The organism is Dactylosporangium sp. CS-047395 (assembly GCF_050942185.1).
Taxonomy (GTDB): Bacteria; Actinomycetota; Actinomycetes; order Mycobacteriales; family Micromonosporaceae; genus Dactylosporangium.
The window spans coordinates 3,251,341-3,277,435 of record NZ_CP192015.1; the positions used below are offsets into that span (position 1 = coordinate 3,251,341).

Annotated in this window: 23 protein-coding genes; 10 read left to right on the plus strand and 13 right to left on the minus strand. The window is 73.2% G+C overall.

The window, feature by feature from the left end; genetic code table 11:
* Positions 1 to 54 precede the first annotated feature (54 nt).
* The 3 genes from ACQP00_RS15230 to ACQP00_RS15240 all read left to right on the plus strand — a co-directional run bounded on the left by ACQP00_RS15230 (position 55) and on the right by ACQP00_RS15240 (position 3,555).
* Positions 55 to 474 carry a hypothetical protein gene (locus tag ACQP00_RS15230; protein ID WP_433219443.1) on the plus strand — a complete coding sequence of 140 codons (420 nt, stop codon included), beginning with the start codon at positions 55 to 57 and terminating at the stop codon, positions 472 to 474.
* Positions 471 to 1,943, plus strand: coding sequence for a multicopper oxidase family protein (locus tag ACQP00_RS15235; RefSeq protein ID WP_433219445.1), 1,473 nt, complete (start codon positions 471 to 473; stop codon positions 1,941 to 1,943). Before ACQP00_RS15230 ends, ACQP00_RS15235 begins: the two co-directional genes overlap by 4 nt.
* A gap of 220 nt (positions 1,944 to 2,163) precedes the next feature.
* Positions 2,164 to 3,555, plus strand: coding sequence for a DUF1996 domain-containing protein (locus tag ACQP00_RS15240; RefSeq protein ID WP_433219447.1), 1,392 nt, complete (start codon positions 2,164 to 2,166; stop codon positions 3,553 to 3,555).
* A gap of 57 nt (positions 3,556 to 3,612) precedes the next feature.
* Here the strand turns inward: ACQP00_RS15240 and ACQP00_RS15245 are convergent, their stop codons facing one another.
* The 4 genes from ACQP00_RS15245 to ACQP00_RS15260 all read right to left on the minus strand — a co-directional run bounded on the left by ACQP00_RS15245 (position 3,613) and on the right by ACQP00_RS15260 (position 6,630).
* Positions 3,613 to 3,984 (minus strand): hypothetical protein, encoded by a 372-nt coding sequence (locus ACQP00_RS15245; RefSeq protein ID WP_433219449.1) that lies wholly within the window; start codon positions 3,982 to 3,984, stop codon positions 3,613 to 3,615.
* Between the two features lie 230 nt (positions 3,985 to 4,214).
* Positions 4,215 to 4,838, minus strand: coding sequence for a response regulator transcription factor (locus ACQP00_RS15250; protein ID WP_433219451.1), 624 nt, complete (start codon positions 4,836 to 4,838; stop codon positions 4,215 to 4,217).
* A complete protein-coding gene (locus ACQP00_RS15255) occupies positions 4,835 to 5,980 on the minus strand; it encodes a sensor histidine kinase (RefSeq protein ID WP_433219453.1) in 1,146 nt (381 codons plus the stop codon). Before ACQP00_RS15255 ends, ACQP00_RS15250 begins: the two co-directional genes overlap by 4 nt.
* Before the next feature lie 29 nt (positions 5,981 to 6,009).
* Positions 6,010 to 6,630: a CG0192-related protein gene (locus ACQP00_RS15260; RefSeq protein WP_433219455.1), complete on the minus strand. Its 621-nt coding sequence runs from the start codon at positions 6,628 to 6,630 to the stop codon at positions 6,010 to 6,012.
* 56 nt (positions 6,631 to 6,686) lie between these two features.
* Between ACQP00_RS15260 and ACQP00_RS15265 the strand changes: the two genes are divergently transcribed.
* Positions 6,687 to 8,888 (plus strand): putative bifunctional diguanylate cyclase/phosphodiesterase, encoded by a 2,202-nt coding sequence (locus ACQP00_RS15265; protein ID WP_433219457.1) that lies wholly within the window; start codon positions 6,687 to 6,689, stop codon positions 8,886 to 8,888.
* 206 nt (positions 8,889 to 9,094) lie between these two features.
* Here ACQP00_RS15265 and ACQP00_RS15270 read toward each other — a convergent pair whose 3' ends face one another.
* From ACQP00_RS15270 to ACQP00_RS15280, 3 genes are read right to left on the minus strand one after another with little or no spacing between them, the layout of a single operon-like run.
* On the minus strand, positions 9,095 to 9,619 hold the full coding sequence (locus ACQP00_RS15270) for a hypothetical protein (RefSeq protein ID WP_433219459.1): 525 nt from the start codon (positions 9,617 to 9,619) through the stop codon (positions 9,095 to 9,097).
* Positions 9,616 to 10,119, minus strand: coding sequence for a GNAT family N-acetyltransferase (locus ACQP00_RS15275; protein ID WP_433219461.1), 504 nt, complete (start codon positions 10,117 to 10,119; stop codon positions 9,616 to 9,618). Before ACQP00_RS15275 ends, ACQP00_RS15270 begins: the two co-directional genes overlap by 4 nt.
* A gap of 11 nt (positions 10,120 to 10,130) precedes the next feature.
* Complete coding sequence (locus ACQP00_RS15280; RefSeq protein ID WP_433219463.1) at positions 10,131 to 11,381, minus strand: WD40 repeat domain-containing protein; 1,251 nt, start codon at positions 11,379 to 11,381, stop codon at positions 10,131 to 10,133.
* A gap of 43 nt (positions 11,382 to 11,424) precedes the next feature.
* Here ACQP00_RS15280 and ACQP00_RS15285 point away from each other — a divergent pair, with 43 nt between their 5' ends.
* Positions 11,425 to 11,841, plus strand: coding sequence for a MarR family winged helix-turn-helix transcriptional regulator (locus ACQP00_RS15285; protein WP_433219465.1), 417 nt, complete (start codon positions 11,425 to 11,427; stop codon positions 11,839 to 11,841).
* Here the strand turns inward: ACQP00_RS15285 and ACQP00_RS15290 are convergent.
* The 4 genes from ACQP00_RS15290 to ACQP00_RS15305 all read right to left on the minus strand — a co-directional run bounded on the left by ACQP00_RS15290 (position 11,838) and on the right by ACQP00_RS15305 (position 16,657).
* Entirely contained in the window at positions 11,838 to 12,770 is a 933-nt protein-coding gene (locus tag ACQP00_RS15290; protein ID WP_433219467.1) for a quinone oxidoreductase family protein, read from the minus strand. The two genes, ACQP00_RS15285 and ACQP00_RS15290, sit on opposite strands and share 4 nt — an antisense overlap.
* Before the next feature lie 67 nt (positions 12,771 to 12,837).
* The gene (locus tag ACQP00_RS15295) at positions 12,838 to 13,734 is read right to left on the minus strand and encodes a hydroxymethylglutaryl-CoA lyase (protein ID WP_433219469.1); all 897 of its coding nucleotides are present in this window, start codon (positions 13,732 to 13,734) and stop codon (positions 12,838 to 12,840) included.
* A gap of 183 nt (positions 13,735 to 13,917) precedes the next feature.
* Positions 13,918 to 14,568, minus strand: a complete 651-nt coding sequence (locus ACQP00_RS15300; RefSeq protein WP_433219471.1) for a response regulator — start codon at positions 14,566 to 14,568, stop codon at positions 13,918 to 13,920.
* Positions 14,569 to 14,917: 349 nt separating this feature from the next.
* Entirely contained in the window at positions 14,918 to 16,657 is a 1,740-nt protein-coding gene (locus ACQP00_RS15305) for a histidine kinase (protein ID WP_433219473.1), read from the minus strand.
* 278 nt (positions 16,658 to 16,935) lie between these two features.
* On the opposite strand from ACQP00_RS15305, the gene ACQP00_RS15310 reads away from it, so the two are divergent.
* The 3 genes from ACQP00_RS15310 to ACQP00_RS15320 all read left to right on the plus strand — a co-directional run bounded on the left by ACQP00_RS15310 (position 16,936) and on the right by ACQP00_RS15320 (position 22,641).
* Positions 16,936 to 18,489 (plus strand): FAD-dependent monooxygenase, encoded by a 1,554-nt coding sequence (locus ACQP00_RS15310; protein WP_433219475.1) that lies wholly within the window; start codon positions 16,936 to 16,938, stop codon positions 18,487 to 18,489.
* Between the two features lie 74 nt (positions 18,490 to 18,563).
* Complete coding sequence (locus ACQP00_RS15315; protein WP_433219477.1) at positions 18,564 to 20,282, plus strand: IPT/TIG domain-containing protein; 1,719 nt, start codon at positions 18,564 to 18,566, stop codon at positions 20,280 to 20,282.
* A 169-nt stretch (positions 20,283 to 20,451) separates the two neighbouring features.
* Positions 20,452 to 22,641: an IPT/TIG domain-containing protein gene (locus tag ACQP00_RS15320; RefSeq protein ID WP_433219479.1), complete on the plus strand. Its 2,190-nt coding sequence runs from the start codon at positions 20,452 to 20,454 to the stop codon at positions 22,639 to 22,641.
* Between the two features lie 34 nt (positions 22,642 to 22,675).
* Here the strand turns inward: ACQP00_RS15320 and ACQP00_RS15325 are convergent, their stop codons facing one another.
* A complete protein-coding gene (locus tag ACQP00_RS15325) occupies positions 22,676 to 23,416 on the minus strand; it encodes an SGNH/GDSL hydrolase family protein (RefSeq protein ID WP_433219481.1) in 741 nt (246 codons plus the stop codon).
* A gap of 14 nt (positions 23,417 to 23,430) precedes the next feature.
* Complete coding sequence (locus ACQP00_RS15330; RefSeq protein WP_433219483.1) at positions 23,431 to 24,114, minus strand: hypothetical protein; 684 nt, start codon at positions 24,112 to 24,114, stop codon at positions 23,431 to 23,433.
* A gap of 144 nt (positions 24,115 to 24,258) precedes the next feature.
* On the opposite strand from ACQP00_RS15330, the gene ACQP00_RS15335 reads away from it, so the two are divergent.
* Positions 24,259 to 25,398 (plus strand): sensor histidine kinase, encoded by a 1,140-nt coding sequence (locus ACQP00_RS15335; RefSeq protein WP_433219485.1) that lies wholly within the window; start codon positions 24,259 to 24,261, stop codon positions 25,396 to 25,398.
* Between the two features lie 16 nt (positions 25,399 to 25,414).
* Positions 25,415 to 26,071 (plus strand): response regulator, encoded by a 657-nt coding sequence (locus tag ACQP00_RS15340; protein WP_433219487.1) that lies wholly within the window; start codon positions 25,415 to 25,417, stop codon positions 26,069 to 26,071.
* Positions 26,072 to 26,095: the final 24 nt, after the last annotated feature.

A 26,095-nucleotide genomic window follows, 5' to 3' on the forward strand; every position in this document is an offset into this window, starting at 1 on the left:
ATCTCTACCGTGGTCTGACGACTTGATCTCCGCGGCGGAGCAACATGACCGCCCATGAATCCTCGAACGGTCCACATGGCGCTGCGGGGGACCAGCACCGCGCTCGCCGTTCTCGCCGCGGTCCAGGTGCTGCTGGCCGGAATCTTCCTCAGCGGTCACTACGTGGCGGTCCGCTGGCACATGCTCAACGGCTTCTCGATGGCGGTCGTCGCGCTGCTGATGACCATCGTGATCTTCCTGCCCGGGCGGCAGCACCGCCCGTCGAACCTGGTGGTCGAGGCCATCATGGTGCCGCTCGCGCTCGCGGCCCAGGGGGTGCTCGGCGTGTTCCGCATCCTCGAACTGCACGTCCCGATCGGCGTGCTCATGGTCATCGGGACGTTCCAGATAGCCCGGTTCGCGTGGAAGACCCCGCTCCCGGGCCGCGAAAAAGCCCGCGAAGAAGCCAGCGAAGAAGCCGAGGTGCTCGCATGAAGCGCCGCGCACTGCTCGGAGCCGGCGCCGCCGCGGTCGCCGCCACCGGCCTCGGCTGGTCGCTGCTCACCCCGAAGCGGCCCGGGAAACTCCTGCGCAGCCGGGCGCCGCTGCCGAAACCGTTCGAGGCGCGGCTCGCCGTCCCGCCCGTGCTCAACGGCGACGAGATCGTCCAGCGGGAGGCCGACCTGCGGATCCTGCCGGGGCTGACGACGCGCGCGTGGACGTACAACGGAAGCTTCCCCGGGCCGACGGTCGTCACGCGATCGGGCCGGGCCGCGACCGTCACGCACCGCAACCAGCTGCCCGAACCCGTCGTCGTGCACCTGCACGGCGGCCACACCCCGCCCGGCAGCGACGGCTACCCCATCGACGAGATCCTGCCGGAGCACGGTCCGGGCGGCGCGCACCCGCACCACGACATGGCCGCGATGAGCGGCGACACGAGCATGGGCAGCCGGGTGTACCGCTATCCGATGACCCAGCGCGCCGCCACCCTCTGGTACCACGACCACCGGATGGGTTTCACCGGCCCGGCGGTCTACCGCGGCCTGGCCGGCTTCCACCTGGTGCGCGACGACGAGGAGGACGCGCTGCCGCTGCCCCGCGGCGAGCGGGAGCTGCCGCTGATGCTCACCGACCGCGCCTTCGAGGCCGACGGGTCGTTCCGCTATCCGGTGGGCGACGCGGCGTACATGAACGGGGTCCTCGGCGACGTCGTGCTCGTCAACGGGCGGCCCTGGCCGGTGCACGACGTCGACCCGGCGCGCTACCGCCTCCGGTTCCTCAACGCATCCAACGCCCGCCGGTACCGTCTCGAGCTCGACCCGCAACCGCCCGGCGGCGACGCGTTCGTGCAGATCGGCAGCGACGGCGGGCTGCTGCGGCGCCCGATCGGGCACGACGCGCTGGTGATCGCGCCGGCCGAGCGGTTCGACGTCGTCGTGGACTTCAGCCGCTGGCGCCCCGGCACCGAGGTGCGCCTCGTCGACCGGGACGGCGGCGACGTCATGCGGTTCGACGTGAAGGGTTCCCGGCGCGATGACGATTCGACGGTACCGGCACAGCTGAGCCGAACCGCCGAACCCCTTCCGCCGCCGGTGCGCACCCGCACGTTCCGGTTCAACCAGGGCTCCGACGGCACCTGGCGGATCAACGACCTGGAATACCGGCCGGGACGAGCGCTGGCCCGCCCGCGGCTCGGCGACGTGGAGCACTGGCGGTTCGTGACCGACTTCCACCACCCGATCCACCTGCACCTCAACCACTTCCAGGTGGTCTCGCGCAACGCGCAGGCGATCGGGGCGTACGACCACGGCTGGAAGGACACCGTGGACCTGCGCGCGTCGGAGGCGGTCGAGGTCGCCGTCCGGTTCACCGACTACCCAGGCACGTTCATGCTGCACTGCCACAACCTGGAGCACGAGGACATGGCGATGATGGCCGACTTCGTCGTGGAGCCCCCGTGATGCACCCAGGAATGTGGAGCCCCCGTGATGCGCCCAGGAATGTGGAGCCCCCGTGATGCGCCCAGGAATGTGGAGCCCGTGATGCGCCCAGGAATGTGGAGCCCGTGATGCGCCCAGGAATTGGGTCCCCCGGCTGGGACTTTGGGCCCAGCGGTTCGCCCGTACGGTGTCGAGGCCCTCGCCATCGTTCGTGCACGCCGTAAGCAGTAGGGAGATCCTCGTGCCAAACGTCAGGGGCCTCATGGTCGCCGCCGGAACCGCGGCGGCCGCCCTCCTGGTCGTCGCCGCCGCCATGGTGACGACCGCAGCCGCCGCCACGCCGGTGACGGTGCAGGCGGAGGCGTTCAGTGCGCAGTCCGGGGCGCAGATCGAGAACACCGTGGACACGGGTGGGGGCCAGGCCGTCGGGTACCTCGCCGACGGCGACTGGCTGCGCTACGACAACGTCGACCTGGGCGCCGCCGGCGCGTTGAGCGTCGGTGCCCGCGTCGCGTCGGCCGGCACCGGCGGGACGGGCCGCATCGAGCTGCGCACCGGGTCGCTCACCGGGCCGGTCCTCGCCCAGATCACCGTCGCGCCAACCGGCGGCTGGCAGGCCTGGACCACGCTCACCGCGACCGCCGCGAGCCACCCGGCCGGGGCGCAGACCGTGTTCGCGGTCCTGCGCAACACCACGGGCGGGCGCGACTTCGTGAACATCAACTGGTTCTCGTTCGCGGGCGGGGCCTCCGCCAGCCCCAGCGCGACCGGGACGGCGGCGGCGGGGTGGGTCAACGTCGACCCGGCGCGGTGGAACGCGCAGCTCGCCGAGTTCAACGCGATGCCCATGGACCCGGCGCCGGCCAACGCGGTGCGGGTGTCGGAGTTCAACGCCTCGTGTACGTACAGCCACTCGTTCAAGGACGACCCGATCGTGTTCCCGGGGCTGCCCGGCGCCTCGCACATGCACAGCTTCCTGGGCAACCACAGCACCAACGCGAACTCGACCGGCGACACCCTGCTCGCCAACGCCGGCACGAGCTGCGCGCCGGCGCCGGACCTGTCGGCGTACTGGGTGCCGACCCTCTACGAGCACGGCACGGCGGTCGAGCCGAAGGCGGTCGTCGTGTACTACGGCTCCCGGCTGGCCGACCCGGCCGGCACGGTGCCGTTCCCGCAGGGCTTCCGGATGATCGCCGGGGACGCCAAGCTGCAGCAGGCGACGCCGGCCGGTTCGGTGAACCAGTTCTACTGCGCCGGGCCGGGCGGGGAGATCGGGCGGAGCGCGGACGGCAACTGGCCGCTCTGCGCGCCGGGCGCCACGCTCATGTTCCAGCTGGTGTTCCAGGACTGCTGGGACGGCACGCACCTGGACAGCCCGGACCACAAGTCGCACGTGGCCTACTCCTACACCGGCACGTGCGGCGGCGCGTACCCGGTGAAGATCCCGTCGCTGTCGTTCGTGCTGGCCTACCCGACCAGCGGTACGGCGGACGGCTTCGCGCTGTCGTCGGGCATGGCGTCCTCGTACCACGGCGACGCGTTCTTCGCCTGGGACAACGCGGCGCAGAGCCACCGGGTGAAGAACTGCATCGTCCAGAAGGCCAAGTGCAACACCGCCGGAAACTTCTGACGATCGTGAACCGGACGGGCCCTTCGATCCGATGAGGAAGGTGAGGGGGCAGGTCGGTCAGCGCAGTTCGATCCGGTTGATGTCGGGGGCGTCGCCGGCGTCATTGAAGAAGCGAATCCAGGTGGTACCGGCGGGCAGGTACACGGAGAGGGAGGTGCGAGCGGGAATCAGGTAGTCACCGGCGCCGGCGAGCGTCAGGGTGTGCACGGGCCCGTCGGCCACGGCCACCTTGAGGGTGCGGAGAACCACGGTCTCGTACACGATGACCAGGGTCCGCTCGCCGGCGACGGGCACCTCTGGGACGCGGATGGCGAGGGTGTTCGGGCCGCCGATGTACCCCACGCGACGCCCGCCGTCGCAGCTGGGGCACTCGATGATCCGGGCACCCTTGCGCAGGTTCCCGTTGTCCGCGGCGTGCACCGCGATCACCCGGAAAGCGGGCGGTGGAGGTGCGTTCGAAGAAGGCGCCTGGGAGGAGGGGGCAGCCGAGACCGAAGAAGGCGCAAGGAAAGAGGGAGCAGCCGAGACCGAAGGAGCTGATGCCGAAGGAGCCGAGACCGGTGGAGCGGTCGAGGGCAGCACCAGCGGGGGGACGATCGCGACCGTAGCCACCACGGCCACCGCGAGCGACGTCCAGCCCAGACGACGATGCAAGGGCGTCACGAGCGGCCGGTCCAGCGCAGCAGCGCCTCGGTCCGGTTGGTCACGCGCAGCTTCGCGTACGCGCGGTGGAGGTGGTTCTTCACGGTCTTCTCGGTCAGCAGCAACCGATGCGCGATCGCCGCGTTCGACAACCCTTCGGCCAGCAGGTCCAGCACGTCCTGCTCCCGCCGCGTCAGCCCGTAGCGCGGCCGGGGACGCGGGGCCGGCCGGGCCCGCATCGTCGCCGTCGCCACGGCCGCGGCGGCGGGGGAGAGCCAGCCGTAGCCCGCGGCGACGGCCAGCACCGCGCGGTGCAGCTCCGACGGGGTGAAGGCGCCGTGGATGAGATAGCCACGCGCGCCGCCGTGCAGCATGTCGGCGATCAGCGCCGGATCGGGGTCGCTCGTCAGCACGAGAATCGACGTGAGCCGGGCCAGGTCCGGCAGCACCGACAGCCCGTCCGCAATCGGCATCCGGTGGTCCAGCAGCGTCACGGTGGGCGCCAGCCGGCGCGCCTCCGCCAACGCGGCGGCGCCGTCCGCCGCCTCGCCCACCACGGTCACGTCGTCGGTGGCGTCGAGGTACGAGCGCAGGGCCTCCCGCACGATCGGGTTGTCGTCGACGACGAGGACGGTGATCATGCCGGGATGGCGGCTTCGATCGAGGTGCCCCGGCCCGGCGTCGAGCGGACCCGCAGCGCGCCGCCGGAGAGCCGGGCGCGCTCGGACATGCCGAGGATGCCGTACCGGTGCTCGGTCCGGAACGCCACCAGGCTCGGCGGCACCGGGAACCCGCGCCCGTCGTCGGTCACCGTCAGCACCAGCCGCCCGCCCACCGCGGCCAGCCGGACCGTCACCGAGGTGGCGGCCGAGTGCCGCGCGGCGTTGCGCAGCGCCTCCTGCAGGATGCGGGAGAGCTCGTACCGTACCGGCAGCGGCGGGTCGACCGGCGCCAGCTCCAGCACCACCGCGATCCCGGCCGAGCGCTGCCACGCGGCGCACAGGTCGGTCAGCACCGCGGCGAAGTCCCGGGTCGGCTCGTCCGAGCGCAGCCCGTCGAGGAGGTCGCGGGCCTCCCGGGCGGCGGCCGCCGCGCCCGTGGAGACCGTGTCGGCGAGCCGCTCCGCGAGGTCCGGATGGCGCCGGAGGCTCTGCGGGAGGGCCAGCGCCGCGAACGACACGCCCCGCAGCGTCTTGGCCACCGAGTCGTGCAGTTCCCGGGCCAGCCGCGCCCGCTCGTCGGCCGCCGCCTCCCGCTGGGCGGAGGCCACCACCCGCACCGACAGCTCGACGTGCCGGCGCAGCGCGGCCGTCGCCACCGCCGCGCCCGTCGCGGCGAGGATGCAGGCGATCGGGAAGGCGAGCACGAACTCGGCGTGCGCCGGGTCACCGGCCAGCACCCGGGCCGCGACGACGTAGCCGAGCGCCGCGTGGGCCGCGGCCAGGGGGAGCGCCCGCAGCCCGATGACCACCCCCGCCAGGGCCGAGGCGCCGGCCGCCGCGCAGAAGTACGCGATCCCGGGGTCGGCCGCCAGCACCACGAGCGTCACCAGCGCATCACCGCACAGCAACGCGACGGGGTGGCGCACCACGTACGGGTTGCGGGAGAACAGGACCAGCCCGGCCGCCGTCGTCACCGCGACCACGGCCGCGGCGAGCAGCAGCGGGCCCGGGTCGGGCGCCAGGCGCAACCCGGTGCCCGCCGCGGTCAGCGTGGCGGCGCCCCGGCCGAGCAGCACGGCCCGACCGAGGGCGGCGGGGGCCACCGCCCGATCGACGGTCATACCCCCAAAATACCGGGTTTCGCGACTTTTTAAATGACCCGAACCAGGGCGAGGGGCCGCGATCCCCACAGCAGCGACGGCGCTTCCGAGATCGCCGTCGCCGGCACGACCCGGTAGAGCGTCACGAGCACCGAGCCCGCCGAGATCACGGTCGGGTCGCCGTCGGCCACGGAGGTGACGGCACGCACCGGCGGTACCGGAGCAGAACGAGAACCGGTCCCGCGCACGGACATGAGCGGCGTCCGCGCCGTCGTGGTCCCGTCGGCCGCGAGCACCTCCTCCGCCGCCTGCGTGCCGCCGGTCAGGACCGCCTCGGCCAGGGCGGCCGCGTAGACCGGATCCCCGGCCGCGTCGTAGACCCAGCGGTTGCCGAGCACGGAATGCTCCGTCGTGCCGACCAGAAAGGTCTCGGCGCCGGCGAGGGGCGCGTCGCGGTACGTGAGCGGGGTCTGGAAGATCGGCCCGTCCGGGTCGGCCTGGACGAGGATCGTCTCCACCCCGACCGCGCCGGCCGGGTCGTCGAACCGGAACGCGCCGACGCGGGTCAGCGACGGTGCCTGAGGGCCGGCGTACCAGGGTCGACTGGGTAGCCAGGAGGTGAGCAAGTCGAGCTTGCCGGGAGTGAGCTCCGCACGGTGCAGCAGCGCCATGCACGGATGGTACCGATCACGCTAAGCCGTCCGGCAACCCTGCCGATGATGGCCAGGTGCGGGACAGACGGTGGATGTGGTGGCTCCTCGCCGGGATGACGGCGGTCGGGGCGTACTTCCTGCTGCCCACCGGCACCGCCGCCCAGGCCTGCGTGTACAACGGCATCGGCAGCACCGCCGCGCTGGTCATGCTGGCCGGTGCCCGCCGCACCGACCGGACCCGGCGGATCGCCTGGTCGCTGCTGGCGGCCGGCAACGCGATCTGGTCCACCGGCGACTGGGTCTACACCTACTTCGAGCGGGTCGCCCACACGGAGCCGTTCCCCTCGCTGGCGGACGTGTTCTACCTCAGCGCGTACACCCTGATGTTCGGCGGTTTGTTCGTGCTGGGCCGGCGCCGCTCCCGTGGGCCCGGCTGGGCCGCGATCGTCGACGCGCTGATCTTCGCCACCGGCACCGGGCTGGTGCTGTGGACGTTCGTCATGCAGCCGATCGCCCACGACAGCGCGTCGAGCCTGCCGGCCCGGGTGATCGCGCTGGCCTACCCGGCCGCCGACGTGCTGCTGCTCGCCCTGGTCGCGCGGCTGATGCTCGCCGGGCCGGCCGGGGACGCGAGCACCCGGCTGCTCGGGCTGTCGCTGGGGCTGCTGCTGACCTCCGACATCGCGTACTCGATCGTCACCTCCTACACCGCCTACAAGGGCGGGGCGTTCGACGCCGGCTGGATGCTCTCCTACATCGTGTGGGCCGCCGCCGCGCTGCACCCCGCGGTGCGCGCCGACGCCGCCGTCGAGCGCCGGGAGAGCGTGCCGGACGGCCGGTCCCGGCTGGTCATGCTGGCCGCCTCCTCGCTGCTCGCCCCGGCCGTGCTGCTCGTGCAGGGCTTCCGCGACCCGAACCACATCGAGTGGTTCGCCGTCGGCATCTGCGCCGCCGTGCTGTTCCTGCTCTCGGTGGTCCGCATGGCCGGGCTCGTGCACCAGGTGCGCACCCTCGCCCTGCGCGACGAGCTCACCGGCCTGGCCAACCGCCGCGCGCTCGAGGCCCGCATCCGCGCCGAGCTCGGCCCCGGCCCGCGGGCGCACATCGCGCTGATCGACCTCGACGATTTCAAGGCGGTCAACGACCGGCTCGGCCACGGCGTCGGCGACCGGCTGCTCACGGCCGTTGCCGCGCGCCTCACCGGCCTCGTGCGCCCCGGCGACACCGTGGCCCGCCTCGGCGGCGACGAGTTCGCCGTGTTCATGCCGCGCACCGCCGAGGGCGTCGCCGACCGGATCGTGGCCTCGATCGTCGCCTCCCTGGCCCGGCCGCTGGAGGCCGGCGACCACCGGCTGCTCATGCGGGCCAGCATCGGGGTCGCCGACGACGCCGGCGCGACCGACCCGTTCGAGCCGCTGCGCCGCGCCGACGTCGCCATGTACGCGGCCAAGGTCACCGGCGGCCGCCACCTGCGCTACGAGCCGGCCCTGGACGAACGGGCGAGCGAGCACGCGCAACTGGGCGCCGAACTGCGCACCGCACTCGACGAGGAACAGTTCTTCCTGGTGTACCAGCCGATCGTCGCCCTGCCCGCCGGCCGTACCGCCGCCGTGGAGGCCCTGGTGCGCTGGCGGCACCCGGAGCGCGGCCTGGTGAGCCCGGTCGCATTCGTGCCGGTCGCCGAGCACAACGGGCTGATCGTCGAGCTGGGGGCGTGGATCCTGCGCACCGCGGCCGAGCGGATGCGCACCTGGCGGCGTGAACTGGGCGCGGCGGCCCCCGGCTACGTCTCGGTGAACGTGTCCGCCCGGCAGCTGTCCGAGCCCGACTTTCCGCAATTCGTCGCGTCGGTACTGCACGACGCCGCCCTCCCCGCCGCCTGTCTCACGATCGAGGTGACCGAGACGGCGGTCTTCGACAGCTCCACGGCCCTCGACGCGCTGCGGGCGATCAAGGCCCTCGGCGTGCGCATCGCCCTCGACGACTTCGGCACCGGCCACTCCAGCCTGGGCCTGCTGCGCACCGCCCCGGTGGACGTGCTCAAGGTGGACAAGTCCTTCGTCGACGACCTGGCGGGCGGCGGCCAGTCCGCCATCGTCACCGCGCTCATCGACGTCTCGGTGCACCTGGGGCTGACCGCGATCGCCGAGGGCGTCGAGACGGCCGAGCAGGCCGATGCGTTGTTCCGGATGGGGTACCGCTTCGGCCAGGGCTACCTCTTCGGCCGGCCCGAGGAGTCCCCGGCCTTCACGCGGGAGCTGTCGACCGCCCGATAAGCCTTCTTGCCGCGCTGCCTTGATCCTAGCATCCTAGGACGGCATGACGAGCGTGGCGAAGCCACGCCAGAAAAGCCTTTGCCGCTACGCGGCTGGCCCGCGCCCGTTGTTCCGGATTGCAGCGAGCGCCGCGTCCGCTTTTGCGCTACGCGGCTGGCCCGCGCCCGTTGTTCCGGATTGCAGCGAGCGCCGCGTCCGCTTTTGCGCTACGCGGCCGGCCCACGCTCGTTGTTCCGGATTGCAGCGAGCGCCGCGTCCGCCGCCGGAATCAAACCCGGATCGTGCTCGGTCGCGAGCTCGACCAGGTCGACGCAGATGCGCAGGTCGACCTCGGCGGCACCGGCCCGCAGGATCGCGACGTAGTGCTCGAACCCGGCCGCCACGCAAGCCCGGATCTCGCCGAGGTCGAACGGCCCGATCTGCTCGTGCGGAGGCCCGCAGATCTCCGCCGCCCCGACGTCCGCCAGAAGCCCCAGCGCCGCGGTCCGGCCGGCCGGCGTCGCCCCGCCCAGCGACGCGACCAGCACGGTGGCAACCGGCGCGGTCGCCTCGCACGGCCCCGACGCGACCGGCACGACGATGTGCTCGACCGCGTCGGAGAGCCGACGGGCGTCCTCACGGCTCGCCGCCCCGAGCAGGCCGCGGAGCAGCGCGGGCAGCATCTCGCCCGCGCCGACGTACGTCCGGAGCCGCCCCCAGTCGAACCGCCCGATCACCTCGTCGATGCTCACAACCCGGCCCCCGCCTTGCGGTAGAGCACCGACGCCCGCAGCTGGGGCAGCTCCGCCCCCGGGTCGTCGAAGTCGTCGGCCGGATCGGTGCTCATGCCGAGGCGGCGCATCACGGCCTGGGAGCGCACATTCGCCCGCGCCGTGATGGCCAGGATCTCCGGCAGCCCCAGCTCGCCGAACCCGAACTCCAGCACCGCCCGCGCCGCCTCCGTGGCATAGCCGTGTCCCCAGGCGCCACGGGCCAGCCGCCACCCGGCCTCGACCCCGGTGAACGGCAGCCCGTCGTCCACCGCGTCCAGCCCGGTGAAGCCGATGAACTCGCCGCTCGCCGCCACCTCCACGGCCCAGAACCCGAACCCGTCGCGATCCAGCGCGGTCTGATCAGCGGCCGCTCCGGAAACTCGCGCACCGCGGGATCGGCATTCGTCGCCGCCCACGGCCGCCAGGTCGGCCTCCCGCCAGCCGCGCAACACCAGCCGGTCGGTGTGGATCTCTCGCATGCCGCCATCGTTCACCACGGCAGCGGGTCGGCGGCGAGCAGGTAGCCGTCGACCAGGGTGATCCGCCGCTCGGCGGTCGCCTCCACGACCCCCTCGCCGCCGGCCCGGCCAGCCTCGGGCAGCCGCTGAGGTGCCGGAAGCGCCCGCCCGTCCACGGCCGCGAACGCGTGCAGCTCGCCGCCACCGGTGACGGCGACGACCGCCGGCTGCCCGTCGATCGCGGTGGCGGCGGCGTCGACGAAGTACAGCGGCTCCGCCTGGGTGTCGGCGAGCTCGAGGAGATTGGCGTGCCCGCCCGCCGCGGCGAGGACGTACGGGCCGTGGGCGGCGAGCCGGTCGGCGTGGTCATCGAGGTCGGTCTGGATCCAGCCGCGGCGGGTGCCGTCACGCAGGTCGACGAGGCGGATCGCGGTGCCATCGCCCACGAGCGCGGCGGAACCGTCGGGGGTGATGGCGAGGCCGCCGCGGCCGCTGGTCCGGACCTGGTAGCGGGCCACCGGATCGGGCGCCGCCGGGTCCCAGATCGCCAGGGTTCCCGCCCAGTCGACGGTGACGGCCCTGGGCCGCCCGTCCACAGTGGTCCAAACGGCCTCTCGCACCATCGACGGGACCGCGATCTCGGGGTCGGCCTGGAAGTCGTGGTTCTGGAACGAGATGCCCGGCCGGTTGTCGCCGCCGGCGCTGAGCAGGAGTGACGGGTCGCCGGCGCTGACCGCCACCGGTCCGGCGTAGCCGTCGTCGTGGAGGTGTTGCTTGGCCAGGCGGGCCCCGCTCGTCAGGTCGAAGTGCAACAGGAACCCGCCCTCGGTGCCGACGATCGCGCGGCCGGGGGCGATCGCGAGGGAGCGCAGGTCGCCGGCCGCGCGCGGCACGTCGGCGGGGTCGGTGGCCACGAGCAGCCTTCCGGTGCCGCGGTCCCACGCGCACAGACGATCCTCGTCGACCCCGACCACGGTCGAGCCGGTGAACGCGCCGGCCCGGCAGTAGTCCGGCGGGTCCTCCAGCATCACCCGCCGCACCTCGCCGTCGGCGATGGTGACGCGGTGGACGGCGCCGCCGGACAGTACCCAGGCGGAGTCGTCGTCCAGGGCCATGGCCGTGACGCCCCGGTCGAAGCGGTGCAGCTGGCGCATCGAGCGCCGCAGGGAGGCGCCCGCGGTCCAGCGGGGCAGCCACGCGCCGGGCTCCTCGGCCCGGACCTGGGCGGCCCGCTCGGTCAGGCCGCGCCGCAGCAGCCGCACCATGAACTCGAACCGGTCCATGGCCGGCGACCCTACACGGCACGGGAGTCCTAAGGTCGGAGTCATGGAGACGAACGGTGTCGACGCGGAGCTGATCGACGCGCTCGCGCAGACCGCGTTCACGGTGATGGCCGCGCTGAACAAGGTCGGCGCCGAGCACGACCTGTCGCTGACCCAGCTGCGCGTGCTCGGCATCCTGCAGGACCGCCGGCTGCGGATCACCGAGCTCGCGGAGTACCTCGGCCTGGAAAAATCCACGATGACCGGCCTCGTCGACCGGGCCGAGAAGCGCGGCCTGCTGGGGCGGGCACCCAGCGCGACGGACGGCCGCGCGGTCGAGGTGTTCGTGACGCCCGCGGGTGCGGCGCTCGCCGGGCCGATCTACGCCCGCATCGCCGAGCTGCTCGCCCCGCTGCTCGAAGGTCTGCGCCCCGCGGAGCGCCGCCAGCTGCACCAGTCGCTGGAGCGCTTCCTGCGCTAAGGAACAAACACAATCCGCTCCGGTGTACCCAAAGTGTCCATCCAAGCCCGCTCGACCTCCGCCAGCGGCACGGCCCGGGCGCGCACGTCGAACGCGCCGTCGCCGACCGCCGCGGCCATCTTCGGCAGTTCCTTGATGAAGTCGCGCCCCGGCACCGAGCCGATGCCGCTGCCGACGATCTGCAGCCGCGCCGAGCGCAGCGCCGCCGACGGGATCGGCGCGTCCGGCCCGGCCACGGAGCCGATCTGCACCCAGGTGAGCGGCGCCGACCGGTCGGCCCGGGCGGTGAGCAGAGCGACCATGGCGCGGGCGGCGGGTTCGCCCCACACGTAGTCGATGACCACGTCGACGTCGGCCGCGCGGGCCAGCTCGTCGAACGTGCACACGACGTCGGCCCCGAGCGCCCGCAGCCGCTCCAGCCGCGCCGCGTCCCGCCCGGCCGCGATCACCTGCCCGGCCCCGAACCGCTTGGCCACCTGGATCGCCATCCGCCCCGCGCTGCCGGTCGCGCCGAGGATCAGGACCCGCTGCCGGCGCTGGAAGTCGATGCGCCGCCGCAACGCCACCCACGACGACATGACGGGGTTCATCGCCGCGGCGACCTGCACGGGGTCGATGTGGTCGGGCAGCACGACGCTGCGGTCGGTCTCGATGACGGTCCGCTCGGCCATGGTCCCGAGCGTGGTGTCGTCCAGCACGGTGTACCGGATGCGCCCTTTCGGATCCCGCACCACCGCATCGATCCCGGGCACCAGCGGCAACTCCTCGGTGCTCGTGTAATGCGACCCGTCGGCCTGCGACCGCACCCGCGGATGCAACGCCGCCGCCAGCACCTCGACCACCATCTCGTCCCGCCCCGCGGCGACCGGCTCGGCCACCTCCTGGTACCGCGGCGGCGCCTCGAACGAACTCACAACAGCGGCGCGCATGACTTCCCCCTCGAGAAATAGTTCGTACTACCAACTACTTCCAGAATGGTTGGTACTACGAACTATGTCAACCCCGGCTGCTCCGTGGCGGGAATGGGTCGGTCCGGCCCAGCAGTGCCGGGACCTGCCGGCCGAGCCTTTGTTCCACGAGTTCCGTCGCCCGGAGCAGGCCTTGGACCGAAAGCCCCGTCTCGTACCCGTCCTGCTCCAACGCCCACGCCAGATCCTCGGTGGCGATGTTGCCGGTGGCGCGCGGTGCGAACGGGCAGCCGCCGATCCCGCCGGAGCTGGCGTCAAGGGCCACGGCACCGGCGGCGAGGGCGGCGTACGCGTTGGCGTACCCACTGTTGCGGGTGTTGTGAAAATGGCAGCGGATAGGCAGGGCCGTCTCGTCGCGCACGGCGCCGATGAGCGCGGTGACGCGGCCAGGCGTGGCGACGCCGATGGTGTCGGCCAGGCACACCTCGTCGACGTCCGGGACGGCGCCGACGATGTCCAGAACCTTGCCGGCGTCGACCACACCTTCGAACGGGCAGCCCCAGGAGGCGCCGACGGTCAGCGTGGCGCGCATCCCGAGCTCGTGGGCCTGCGCGGAGAGCCGCTGAGCGGAGGCAACGGCCCCGGCGACGGGCATGCCCTGATTGCGCATCGAGAAGCTGTCGGTGGCGACGAGCACCAGGTTGATCTCGCGCACCCCGGCGGCGGCCGCCCGTTGCAGGCCGCGTTCGTTGAAGACCAGAGCGCTGAAGACGACATCCGGCAGGTCCGCGACCCCGGCGAGGACGGCCTCGGCGTCGGCCAGCTGGGGCACGCGGTCCGGACGCACGAAGCTGGTGACCTCAATCCGGCGAGCCCCCGCCGCAGCGAGCCGCCGGACATACTCGATCTTCGCTTCCGTGGGTACCGTGACCGCCTCGTTCTGCAGCCCGTCGCGCGGACCCACCTCGATAACGTCGACCCGCATGCTGCCCCCTCCGGCGTGATTGTATGCAACTTAGCCAAGGTGGTGGGCCGCCGGCAACGTCAGTTCGCACACGGTAGGGTTCGCGAGGCCACGGTTCTCGCTTGCATTGCGTACAATAAGCTCTCTTGCGCGGTGCGATCACCCCCAACCAACGCCGTCGCGGCCCTCGGGTTCTGCTGCAGGTCAATCCTCCTTGGCCACCCCGTGCTCCCAGGCCCAAGCCGCGATCTCGACCCGATTCCGCAGCCCGAGCTTCCCCTGAATCGTCGAGACGTGGCTCTTCACCGTGCTCAGCGAAATGAACAACGCCGCCCCCAGCTCCTGGTTCGTCCGCCCCCGCGCGATGAGCCGCACCACCTCCGTCTCCCGCTCCGACAACCGAGCCCGCGCCGCAGCCGCCCGAGCCGGCCGCCGCAACTGCCGCAACAACCGCACCGTGATCGACGGCGACACCAACGCATCCCCGGCATGCGCCGCCCGAACCGCCTCAACGAGCAGCGCCGGCCCCGCATCCTTGAGAATGAACCCGACGGCACCTCCGTGCAGCGCCCCGTACACGTACTCGTCGAGGTCAAAGGTCGTCACCACAATGACCCGCAACGGCTCAGCCACGGCCGGCCCCGCCAACGCCCGCGTCACTTCAAGCCCGTCGAGCCGAGGCATCCGGATATCGACCAGGCACACATCGGGCCGCAGCCGCCGGGCCGCCTCGATCGCCTCCACCCCGTCAGCCGCCTCAGCGACAACTTCGATGTCATCCTGATCGTCGAGAATGAGCCGCAACCCGCCCCGGACCATCGCCTGATCGTCGGCCACCAACACCCGGATCGTCACCGCCGCCGCCCCGCCTCTCCACCCCGAGCGCCCAACCTCCACACCCGGGGCCGCGATCGCACACTTGGGTGCCGCACTCCGGCCTGTGCCTGCCCGCCCAACCCCCGCGCCCCGCGCCGCGACCGCAGGCTCGACTTCGGCGCCTCGGCCTGCATTCGCCCGGCCGACCCCGGCACCCCGCGCTGTGATCGGCCGCCCGACTGCGGTGCGCCGCCGGTCGGTGGTCGACAGTTTGCCCGCGGTGGTCGGTCTGCCTGCGGCCGAGCGTCGGGTGGCCTCGGTTGGGCGGGTTCCTGAAGAGCCATCGCGGCGAGGATCAGTGCCCCGGCATGGAAGCCGGCTCGGCGCGTCATTGCGGCAGCCTCGCTCCGACGGTCCAGCCGGACGCGGCTTGTGAACTCTCCTCCGTGCCGCGCGGTGAGCCGTCTCCCGCAGTGAGCCGCGACCCGTTGCCTGCGGTGGACTTTGAGCTGTCCCGCGCATCGTGCTGTGAGCCGTCTCCGGCGCCGTGCAGGGAGCTGTCTCCCGCGGCGGGCCGGAACCCGTCGCCTGTGGTGGACTGCGAGCTGTCTCCCGCATCGTGCTGTGAGCCGTTGCTTGTACCGCGCTGTGAGCTGTCTCCCGTGCCGTGCGGGGTGCTGGTTGCTGCGGCGGGCTGTGAGCGGTTGCCCGTGTCGTGCGGGGTGCTGGTTCCTGCGGCAGGCTGTGAGCGGTTGCCCGTGCCATGCCGCGAGTCGTTCGCCGCGCGGGGATGGGAGCCGTTCTCCAGGCCGATCCGTGAGCCGACCTGCGCGCCGGGCTGGACACGGCCGTCGACAGCGACGAGTGGCAGCGTCGCCTCAACCGCCCAGCCCAACGGCGTCCGCGGGCCCGCCCGAAGGTGGCCGCCCAAGGCCTCGACTCGTTCGCGCATACCGATCAGACCGAAGCCGCCCGATCGCACCCCCAGCCCCAAGCGAGAGCCCAGTCCTGGGCGCGATTCCAGCCCTGGGCGCGATTCCAGTCCCGGGGGCGATTCCAGCCCTGGGCGCGAGTCGAGCCCCGGGCGCGCCCCCAGCCCCGAGCGAGCGCTCAATCCCGAGCGAGCGCTCAATCCCGGGCGAGGCAGTGGCGGCCCGTCGTCCGTCACCGAGACTGTGACGTCACCGGCCGACTGGGTCACGCGGACGTCCACCGTGGACGCCTGCGGAGCGTGCCGGGCCACGTTGGTGAGGGACTCCTGCACGATCCGGTACACCGTGCTGGTCAACTCCGGCGGCCACCCCGTCGTCGTATCGGGCAGGTCGAGCCGCACCGCCCGCGCCGTGCCGTCCTCGAAGCGGCGGACCAGGGTCTCCAGATGCTCCGGCTCGCCCGTGGACGGAGCCGCGTCGGCGGTGTCGCGCAGGAGGCTCACGATGCGCCGCATCGCGGTCAGGGCCTCGGAGCCGGCCTCCTCGATGCCCGCGATCGAGTCCTCCAGGCGTTCCGGGTGCCGGCGGGCCACGACCCGCGCGGCCTGGGCCTGGACCACGATGCCGGTGACGTGGTGGGCGACGACGTCGTGGAGTTCGCGGGCGAGGGCGAGGCGCTCCTCCCGGCGTACGACGTCGGCCAGCTCCTGCCGCCGGTGCCCCGCCAGTCGCAGCCACAGGCCGGCGCCGGTGCCCGCGACCCAGACCAGCACGTCGGTCACGGCCAGGACCGTGGCGCCGCCGGACGTGTCCTGGGCCGAGAGCAGGGGGCCGGCGGCCAGCACGATCAGGGCGCCCACCGCGACCGCGGCGGCCGTGCGGGGAGCGAGGCGGCGGACCGCGTTGCCGGCCAGGACGGCCAGGCCCAGGGCCAGGGCGGGCTGCGGCTCGACGGGCAGGCCGGTCAGCCGTGCCGCGAGGACGGCGGCGACGGCCACGGCGATCGCGGCGGCCGCGGCCCCGAGTGGTGCCCGGCGGCGCAGCAGGGCGAGGACGAGGACGGCGGCGCCGGCAAGGAGGCCCGGCAGCCAGTACAGCCCGTGCCAGCTCACCGCGAGCGCCACCCCGACGGCGGCGAGCAGGAGGCCCCCGCCGGCGACGAGGGCCGCGTCCACGATGCGATTCCAGGCTGTCACGCGTTCGAGGCTACGGAAGGGCGGGCTGCGGCGTACCGGTCAAAAGTAGGGTCTTCAAATCGTCCCGCAGACCGAGTCAGCGAGGCAGAAATCGGGCAGACCCGCTTTATCGCCCCACAGGCGAAAAATCCGATAAGTCGCGGCGCGCAGCGCCCGACTTATCGAACCGCAAAGAAAACACCAAACGGAACCAGTGGGCCGAACGGCTGTTCTGCCAGCCCGCGCACCCGTCCCACAATCGGCCCTTGACCAGCAGCAGCAAGCAAAGAGAGGCCGGTGTGCCCGTACTGATAGCAGGCGCCGGAACCACCGGAGCCGTCCTGGCCCTGGAACTGGCCGCCCACAACGTGCAGTCCATCGTCCTCGACCGAGGCGGCGGCGACGGCGATCAAGCCGGCCTGGAGCACCTCAGCGGCCGCAGCATGGAGCTGCTCCGCCGGCTCGACCTGGCCGGAGCCATCCGCCGGGCCGGGGTCGACGCCGATGAGGAGACCGACGTCGTGTGGAGCGCGGGCCTCGAGCGGCCGCCGGTGTTCGTGGCGCGGCGGCCCTCGGTCAGTCAGCTCGTGCAGCGGTACGCCACCGTCAACGACGGCAGCGCCCCCGTCGAGCATCACCAGCAGATCTCCCGCAGACAGCTGGCCCAGGTCCTGCGGGCGGCCATGCGGGCCGAGCGGCGCATCGACCTGCGGACGGGCTGGGCCTGCGTCGGGGTGCGGGTCGGCGAGGACGGCGCGGCCGTCACCGCGGTCGACGAGCGGACCGGTGTGCAGCACACGATCGACGCCCGGTTCGTGATCGGCTGTGACGGGCCGCGGAGCACGGTGCGGCGCTGCGTGGACGTCGGGGTGGAGGCGATGGCGGGGCAGCACATGCAGTACCGGGCGATCGAATTCCGCAGCAAGGACCTGGCGCTGCACGCGCGCGGGCCGGGGCTCACCACGATCGTCGTGGGGGACCTCACGATCCTGTCGCGGCCCGACCGGCACCTGTGGGTGGGGCACGCGCCGGCGAGTCTCACGGGGCCGGTCGACCAGCTGCGCGAGCGGCTCGGGGCGACCGTCGAGGTGCTCGGGGTGCAGGACTGGGACGACACGCTGCCGGTTGCCCAGGTGTACCGCCGAGGCCCCGTCTTTCTCGCCGGTGAGGCCGCGCACGGGTTCCGGCCGGCCGGGGACACCGCCGACACCGGCATCGGCGACGCCGTGGACCTGGGCTGGAAGCTCGCCGCAACGATCCGGGGCTGGGGCGGGCCGGCGCTGCTGGACAGCTACGAGGCCGAGCGGCGCCCGCGCGCGCTGATGGACCGGGAGCTGCTCGCCCGCGGGCTGGAGACGCGGCTGCGGTTCGGGCGCCTGGCCGCCGCCGGCGCGCCGCAGGACTACCTGGCCGGGTTCCTGCGGCAGGAGCCGGCGCCGGGGGACGATGTCGGGATCGGCTACGGCGGCCGGTACGCCGCTTCGCCCGTCGTCTGGCCCGAGCGCGGCAACCCGCCGGGGCTGCAGGAACGCCGGATCACGCCGAGCACGTGGCCCGGCGGGCGGCCGCCGGCGGTGCGCCTGGCCGACGGCGGGCAGCTCTTCGACCGGCTCGGGCTCGGGCTGACCCTCGTCGATCTGACCGACGACGCCGAGGGGAGCGGGCTGGCCGCGGCCGCCGCCGCGCGCGGGGTGCCGGTCACGCACCTGCCGATCGCCGATCCGGCGGTGCGCGCCTGCTGGGGTCGCCGCCTGGTGCTCGTCCGGCCGGACCAGCACGTGGCGTGGCGCGACGATGCCGTACCAGATGACTGGAATGCGGTTCTCGATCGCATAAGCGGCTATAAGCGATAAAAGCGAGAAATGTCCGGTACGGTCACGGCGGCGGTGCATGCACACCGTCAGGGTCGTACGGACGGGGGATTTTCGTGAGCAAGTTGTCCAGGCGGGGCTCGCCGTGGCCGAATCTCGCGCTCGGCCTGCTGGTCGCCGGTGCGCTCGGCATCGCGACCGCCGGGCCGCCGGAGGCCGGGGGACAGGACGCGGCGCCGGTGCTCGCCAACGCGGTGAGCCAGCCGGTGGTGAGCACCGTCAACCCGGGCTCGGGCCTGGCCCTGGGCGGCACGTCGGTGACGATCACCGGCATCGGGTTCACCGGCGCGACGGCCGTGAAGTTCAACGGCACCAACGCCACCTCGTTCGCGGTGAACAGCGACACGTCGATCACCGCGGTCACGCCGGCCGGCACCGCCGGGCCGGTGGCCGTCACGGTCGCCATCGGCGGGTGCGTCTCGGCCGCCGGCGGCACGTTCCTCTACACGCCGGTGCCGATCGTCCCGCTGCCGGGTCCGACGGCGACGTCGATCTCGCCCGCCACGGGGAGCACGGCCGGCGGTACGGCGGTCACGATCACCGGCACCGACCTGTCCGGCGTCATGGGCGTCACCATCGGCGGCACCGCGGCCACCTCGGTGGTGCCCGTCAACGCGACCACGGTCACCGCGGTCACGCCCGCGCACGTGGCCGGCAACGTCCCGGTCAGCGTCAGCACGATCCTGGGCTCGGCGACGGTGACGGGCGGCTACACGTACGTGTCGCCGGCTCCGACGATCACCTCGTTCACGCCGACCTCCGGCGACACGCTCGGCGCGGAGATGGTCACCATCTCCGGCACCAACCTCACCGGCGCCACGTCGGTGACCTTCGGCGGTGTCGCGGGCACGGACATCGAGGTGTCCAACGACGGCACGAGCCTGACGCTCCTGACCCCGCCGCATCAGGCGGGTCCGGTCGCGCTCACCGTCACGACGCCGAACGGCAGCGTGACCGCGCAGGGCAACTTCAGCTTCGGCTCGGGGCTCACGACCGAGCGCCACGCAAAGAAGAAGATGCAGAAGGTCTTCTTCCAGATGCCGGTGCCCGCCTGCCCGGCCCCGCCGGACGCGCCGAGCCCGGTCACCGCCATCGCGGGCACCTCGTCGATCAACGTGACCTGGAGCGCGGCCGTGCCGCACGACACGCCCGTCACCGGGTACACGGTCACCGCCTCGCCCGGCCCGTCGACCTGCACCACGCTGGTCACCGACGCCGACCCGCTCGGCTGCGTGCTGGGGGCGACGGCCGGCCGGCAGTACACGGTGTCGGTCGTGGCCCACTCGGCCGCCGGCGACTCGGCGGCGGCGACGAGCGCGGCGGTCACCCCGGTCGCGCCGGCCGTGCCGACCTCGCCGCCGGACACGCCGCTGACCCTGACCACCGACAAGGGTCAGATCGACACGGCCGCGCCGGGGCAGCGGATCGTCGTCATCGGCACCGGGTTCGCCGCCCATTCAACCGCGACGATCACGTTGTACTCCGCGCCGATGACCCTCGGCACGGTCGTCACCGATGGCAGTGGCAACTTCAGCAAGTCCGTCACGGTGCCGCCGAGTCTCGCCGCCGGCACGCACACGCTGGTGGCGCAGGGCGTCGCACCGTCGGGCAACCCGCGGGCGATGAAGCTGACCGTCACCGTGGCGCACCGCGCGGCGTCGTCGGGCACCCTCGCGGTCACCGGCGCCCCCGCGGCCCCGCTGGCCCTGGCCGGCCTGGCCATGCTGCTGACCGGCGCGGTGCTGGTCCGCCCGCGGCGGTTCGGCCCGCGGTAGGGAACTGGGCTGAAGGTTGACGCGCCCCGGGCCGACTGCCCGGGGCGCGTCCTATTTCCCCTAAACGTAGGGATTATTCGGATCTGCGCTATTTGTACAGGTAGTGCACGATACGGTCACCCCCGGGCGGTGACCACACCGCGAAGCATCAGCAGACGGGGGATTTTTCGTGTTCAAGCTGTTCCGGAGGCGTTCCGAGCGGAGGGGATCGCCGTGGCCGAACGTCGCGCTGGGCGTCCTGGTGCTCGGCGCCTTCACCCTGGCCACCGCCGGCCCGCGCGGGCCCGCGGACGGCAGCCACGCGCCCGCCCTCACCGCCGGCGTGGTCGCGCCGGTCGTGTCGGGCATCAGCCCGGGAACCGGCCCGTCCGGCGGCGGCACGAGCGTGACGATCACCGGCACCGGGTTCACCGGCGCCACGGCCGTGACGTTCGAAGGTGTCGCCGCCACCACGTTCACGGTCACCAGCGACACCTCGATCACCGCGGTCACCCCCGCGGGCACGCCGGGCATCGCGATGGTGCAGGTCGCGATCGGCGGGTGCCTCTCGACGGGCGCCGGCAGCTTCACGTACGCGTCGCCGCCGGCCATCACGTCGGTCGCGCCGAGCTCCGGATCGACCGGCGGCGGCACGAGCGTGACGATCACCGGCACCGGGTTCACCGGCGCCACGGCGGTGACGCTCGGCGGCAGCCCGGCGATGTACACAGTGGACAGCAACACGTCGATCTCGGCGGTCACGTCGGCGCACCAGGCCGGTCCGGTCGACGTCGCCGTCACCACACCGAGCGGGACGGCGACCGCGCAGGCCGGTTACGCCTACGTGTCCCCGCCGACCGTCACGTCGGTGTCGCCGGCCAGCGGCTCGACCTCCGGCGGCACCACGGTGACCGTCTCCGGTACGGGCTTCACCGGTGCCACGGCGGTGACCATCGGCGGCAACCCGGCCACGTCGGTGCTGGTCGACAGCGACTCGGAGCTCACCGCGGTCGCGCCGGCCCACGCGGTCGGGTCGGTGGCCGTCTCGGTGACCGGGCCGACGGGCACGGGCAGCAAGGCCGGTGCATTCACCTACCAGACGCCGATCGAGGTCACCTCGTTCTCGCCGACCTCCGGCGTCACCGAGGGCGGCACCCTGGTCCACATCTACGGCACCGGGCTCACCGGCTCCACCGGTGCGACCTTCGCCGGCGTCTCCGGCACCAACCTGGTCGTCGTGAGCGACACGGAGGTGACGGTCCAGACCCCGCCGCACGGCGACGCCGTCGTGTCGATCGCCGTCATGACGACCGCCGGGGCGAAGTACGCGCCGGGGACGTACAGCTACGCGAGCGCCGTCACCATGGAGGCCAAGCCGCCGGCGGCGGCCCACGCGGACCGGGCGGCCGCAGCCAAGTCGCACGCCAAGTCGCAGGCCAAGTCGCAGGCCAAGTCCGAGGTCAAGGCCAAGGCCACACCCACGACCGCGCCCACCGCGAAGCACTCGGTGAAGGCCCAGCCCAAGGCCCTGCACAAGGCGAAGGCGCTGCACAAGGCAACGGCGAAGCACAAGGCGAAGGCCGGTAAGGCGCCGGAGATGAAGAAGGTCTTCTTCCAGAACCAGGTGTCGGTCTGCCCCGCCCCGCCGAGCGCGCCCGGCGCGGTCACCGCGACGCCGGGTACCTCGTCGATCAACGTGAGCTGGCTGGCGGCCACCGCGCACGACGAGCCGATCACCGGGTACACCGCCACCGCCTCGCCCGGCCCGGCGACCTGCACCACGCTGGTCACCGACCCGAACCCGCTCGGCTGCGTGCTGGGGGCGACGGCCGGTCAGCAGTACACGGTGTCGGTCGTGGCCAACTCGGCCCTCGGCTCCTCGGCACCGGCGATGAGCGGCCCGGTCACCGCGGTCGCGCCGACGGTCCCGGCCGCACCGCCGGACACGCCGCTGACCCTGACCACGGACAAGGGCCAGATCAGCACGGCCGCGCCGGGGCAGCAGATCGTCGTCATCGGCACCGGGTTCGCCGCCTACTCAACGGCGACGATCACGGTGTACTCCGCGCCGATGACCCTCGGCACGGTCGTCACCGACGGCAGTGGCAACTTCAGCAAGGCCGTCACGGTGCCGCCCGGTCTCGCGCCCGGCACGCACACGCTGGTCGCGCAGGGCGTCGCACCGTCGGGCAACCCGCGGGCGATGAACCTGACGGTCACGGTGGCCCCGATGGCCCCGCCGCGGCCGGCCCGCGCGGGCATGCTCCCGGTGACCGGCGTACCGGCCGGTCCGATGGCCCTCGCGGGCCTGGGCATGCTCCTGGCCGGCATCGGCCTGCTCCGCCCGTGGCAGCGGCGCACCCTGCCGGGCCTGCGGTAGGTAGATAGTACGAAGCCCCGGGGCTGAGGTCAGCTCAGCCCTGGGGCGCCTTGCCGGAGGCGACGGGCGCTGCGGTCAGCTGCGGCTTGAGCGCGTCCGCCCACAACTGGGCCATCTTCACGAACCCGCCCGCCGTCGGGTGGATGCCGTCGTCGAGGTCCTTGAGCGTCAGCTTGTCGTGCATGTCGACGAAGTGCACCCTCGCGCCCTTGTCCCGGACGATCTCCGGCAGCGCGGCGTTGAACGCGGTCGCGTGGGCCTGCTGCGCCTTGTCCTCCAGCGGCAGCAGCGAGGCGACGTACACGTCGGCACCGGGCGCGGCCGCGATGACGTGGTCGAGCAGCTTCGACATCCGCTCCGGCGCGCCGGCCATCTGGTAGTCCTGCAGCACGTCGTTGGTGCCCAGCTGGACGAGCACGAACCGCGGGTCGGCCGCCTGCACCCAGCCGGTGACCTCCGCGTCGATCTCGTCGATGCGGAAACCGGAGTGGCCCTCGTGGTCGCGGTCCGGCAGGCTCGACGGGCCGCTCTGCTTGGAGCCGACGAAGTCCAGCCGCACGCCGGACGCGGTCAGTTCCTTCCACAGCTCGATGCGGTACGAGCCGGGGTCCTTGCGCCCGTCGGTGATCGAGTCGCCGAGAGGCAGGATGCGCACCACCGGGCCCCCGGGTGGCGTCGGCGACGGCTCCGGTGACCCGGCGGGCGCGGGGTCGCCGGAGCAGCCGGCGAGAATGGTCAGGGCGGCGGCCAGCAGCGTCGTCGTCGCTCGCTTCACGCCACGATTGTGCGCTACCCGACGAGCGCGGGCACGCCCGCCTCCTGCGGCACCCGTGCGCGGCCGAGCACCCGCCACCCGGCGAACGCCAGCGTGCCCAGCATCGGCAGGGCACCGGCGGCGGGGAGGATCGGCGTGGAGTACGGCAGCAGCAGCATCCCCGCGTAGCCGAGCACGATCGCCGGCCCGCTCCACCAGCCCACCACCCCGGCCCGGGCCAGCCCCACGAACGTGATCAGCAAAGCGAGGGACACCAGCGGCCCGGGATTGAACGCCAGCTGCTCCGCCGGGTGGGCGAGCACCTTGTCCGACACGAGCACCGCCTGCTCGATCGGCAGGTTGCGGCCGAGCTCCATGTGGAACCAGTCCGACAGCAGCGACCCGGAGATCTGCAGCAACCCGAGCGCCCCGGACAGCGCCCCGACCACGGTCAGCACGGCGCCCCGCCGGCCCCGCACCAGCAGCGGCACGGCCAGCAGGCCGGCGCCCATCAGCAGGTTGCCGTAGTGCAGCAGCAGCGCCGAGAGCTGCGTCGTGAACGGGTCGGCGGCCAGCGACCGCAGATACGAGGCCTTCGAGTCGTCCACCGCGGGCGGCGACGTCGCGAGCCCGGCGAAGAAGCAGACGGCGCCCGCGATCAGGGCGGCCCCGGCGGTGATCATCATGACCCGCTTGGCGGGAGAGGTTTCGTTCGTCATGCCCAAAAACCTAAGGATTCGCTGGTACCGCATGCTGCCCGCACAAGTCTCGAAAGCCGTCCGCCGCGCGGGGGACGGCGGCCGGTCACGCTGTCCGCCGTACGGACGACCCGGCGGCTGACCTGCGCCGATTACGCTCCCGGCATGCAACCCAAGCTCGTGCCCGCGGGTGTGGCGGCGGCCCTCGCGGTGATCGGGACCGCCGAGATCCTGCTCGACGGGCAGTTCGCGGCCGCGCCGGCGGCACCCGCCGCGGTCCTCGGCGCGGTGGTCGGCGGGATGCTGCTCGCCGTGCGGTGGCCGCTGTGGGGCGCCGCCGTCGTCGGGCTGGCGTTCCCGATCGCGGTCGCGGGCGGGCTCGACGGGCCGACGGGCGCCGCGGTGCTCGGGTTCGTCGCCGCGCCCTGCTGGGCCGGGTACCGGGTGGCGCGGGCGTCGTGGCGGGGGGCATTGGCAGTACACCTGCTGGCTTCTCTCGGAACGTGGATCGCGGGACGGGCGGCGGGATCCACGGTCGCCGGCGTCGGCCCCCAGGCGTGGGAGAACCTGTTCTTCGGGCTGCTGGCCTGGGGCGCGTGGGGCGTGGGCCTGGTCGCCCGGCGGCTGCGCGACCGCGCGGAGCTGCTGGCCCGGCTCAACGCCGCCCTGGACGCCGAGCGGGAGGCCCGCGAGCACGCCGCCGTCGCCGAGGAGCGCCGGCGGATCGCCCGGGACATGCACGACGCCGTCGCGCACTCGATCAGCGTGATGGTGCTGCAGCTCGGGGCCGTGCGCAGCACGCTGCCGGCGGGCACGCCGCAGGCCGACATGCTGGCCGGGCTCGAGCGGCTCGGCCGGGAGTCGGTGCAGGAGATGCGCTCGCTGGTCGGGGTGCTGCGCGACCCCTTGACCGGGCCGGCATCGGCTCGGCAGCCGACGCTGGTGCGGGCCGGGGAGCTCGTGGACGAGGTGCGCGCGGCGGGGCTGCCGGTGACGCTGACCGTCGAGGGGGACCTCGGCGACGTGCCGCGGGCGCAGGACATCTCCGCGTACCGCGTGCTGCAGGAGGCCCTGACCAACGCGCTGCACCACGGGCGGGCCGCGACCACGGTCCACGTCGAGCGCGGCCCCGACCGGCTGACGCTGACCGTCGACAACGAGCTGACCGGCCCGCCGTCGCCGGGCGGCGGGTACGGCCTGATCGGCATGCGCGAACGCGTCCTCGCCCTCGCCGGCACGCTGAGCGCGGGGGAGCGGCCGGGTGGTTTCACGGTGCGGGCGAGTTTCCCGCTGGGTGCCGCATGACCCGGGTGGGCGCCGCATGATCCGGGTGGTGGTCGCCGATGACGAGGCGATGATCCGGGCCGGGCTGCGGATGCTGCTCGACCACCAGCCCGACATCGAGGTCGTCGGCGAGGCCGCGGACGGTCCGGCCGCCCGCGCCGAGGTCCGCCGCTGCGCGCCCGACGTGGTCCTGCTCGACGTGCGGATGCCGCGTGGCGACGGGATCGAGGCGGCCCGGCACATCCTGGCCGAGTCGGCCGCCCGGGTGATCATCCTCACCACGTTCGACGAGGACGAGGCGGTCCGGGCCGCCCTGCGCGCCGGGGTGAGCGGGTTCCTGCTCAAGGTCGCCCCGCCGGAGCAGCTGGTGCACGCCGTGCGTACCGTCGCCGGCGGCCAGGCGCTGCTCGACCCGGCGGTCACGCTGCGGGTCATCGAGTCCTACGCGGGCGCGCCGAGCGCCGACCCGCGCGCCGCCGCCCGGCTGGCCGAGCTTACCGAGCGCGAGGTCGACGTGCTGCGCCTGGTCGCCCGGGGCCAGTCGAACGCGGAGATCGCCGCGACCCTGTTCCTGGGCGAGGCGACCGTCAAGACCTACGTGTCGCGGATGCTCACCAAGCTGGGGCTGCGCGATCGCGTGCAGGCGGTCGCGTTCGCGTACGAGAGCGGGCTCATCCGTCCGGGCACCCCCTGATTGCTTGACTCGGCAGGGGCCGTG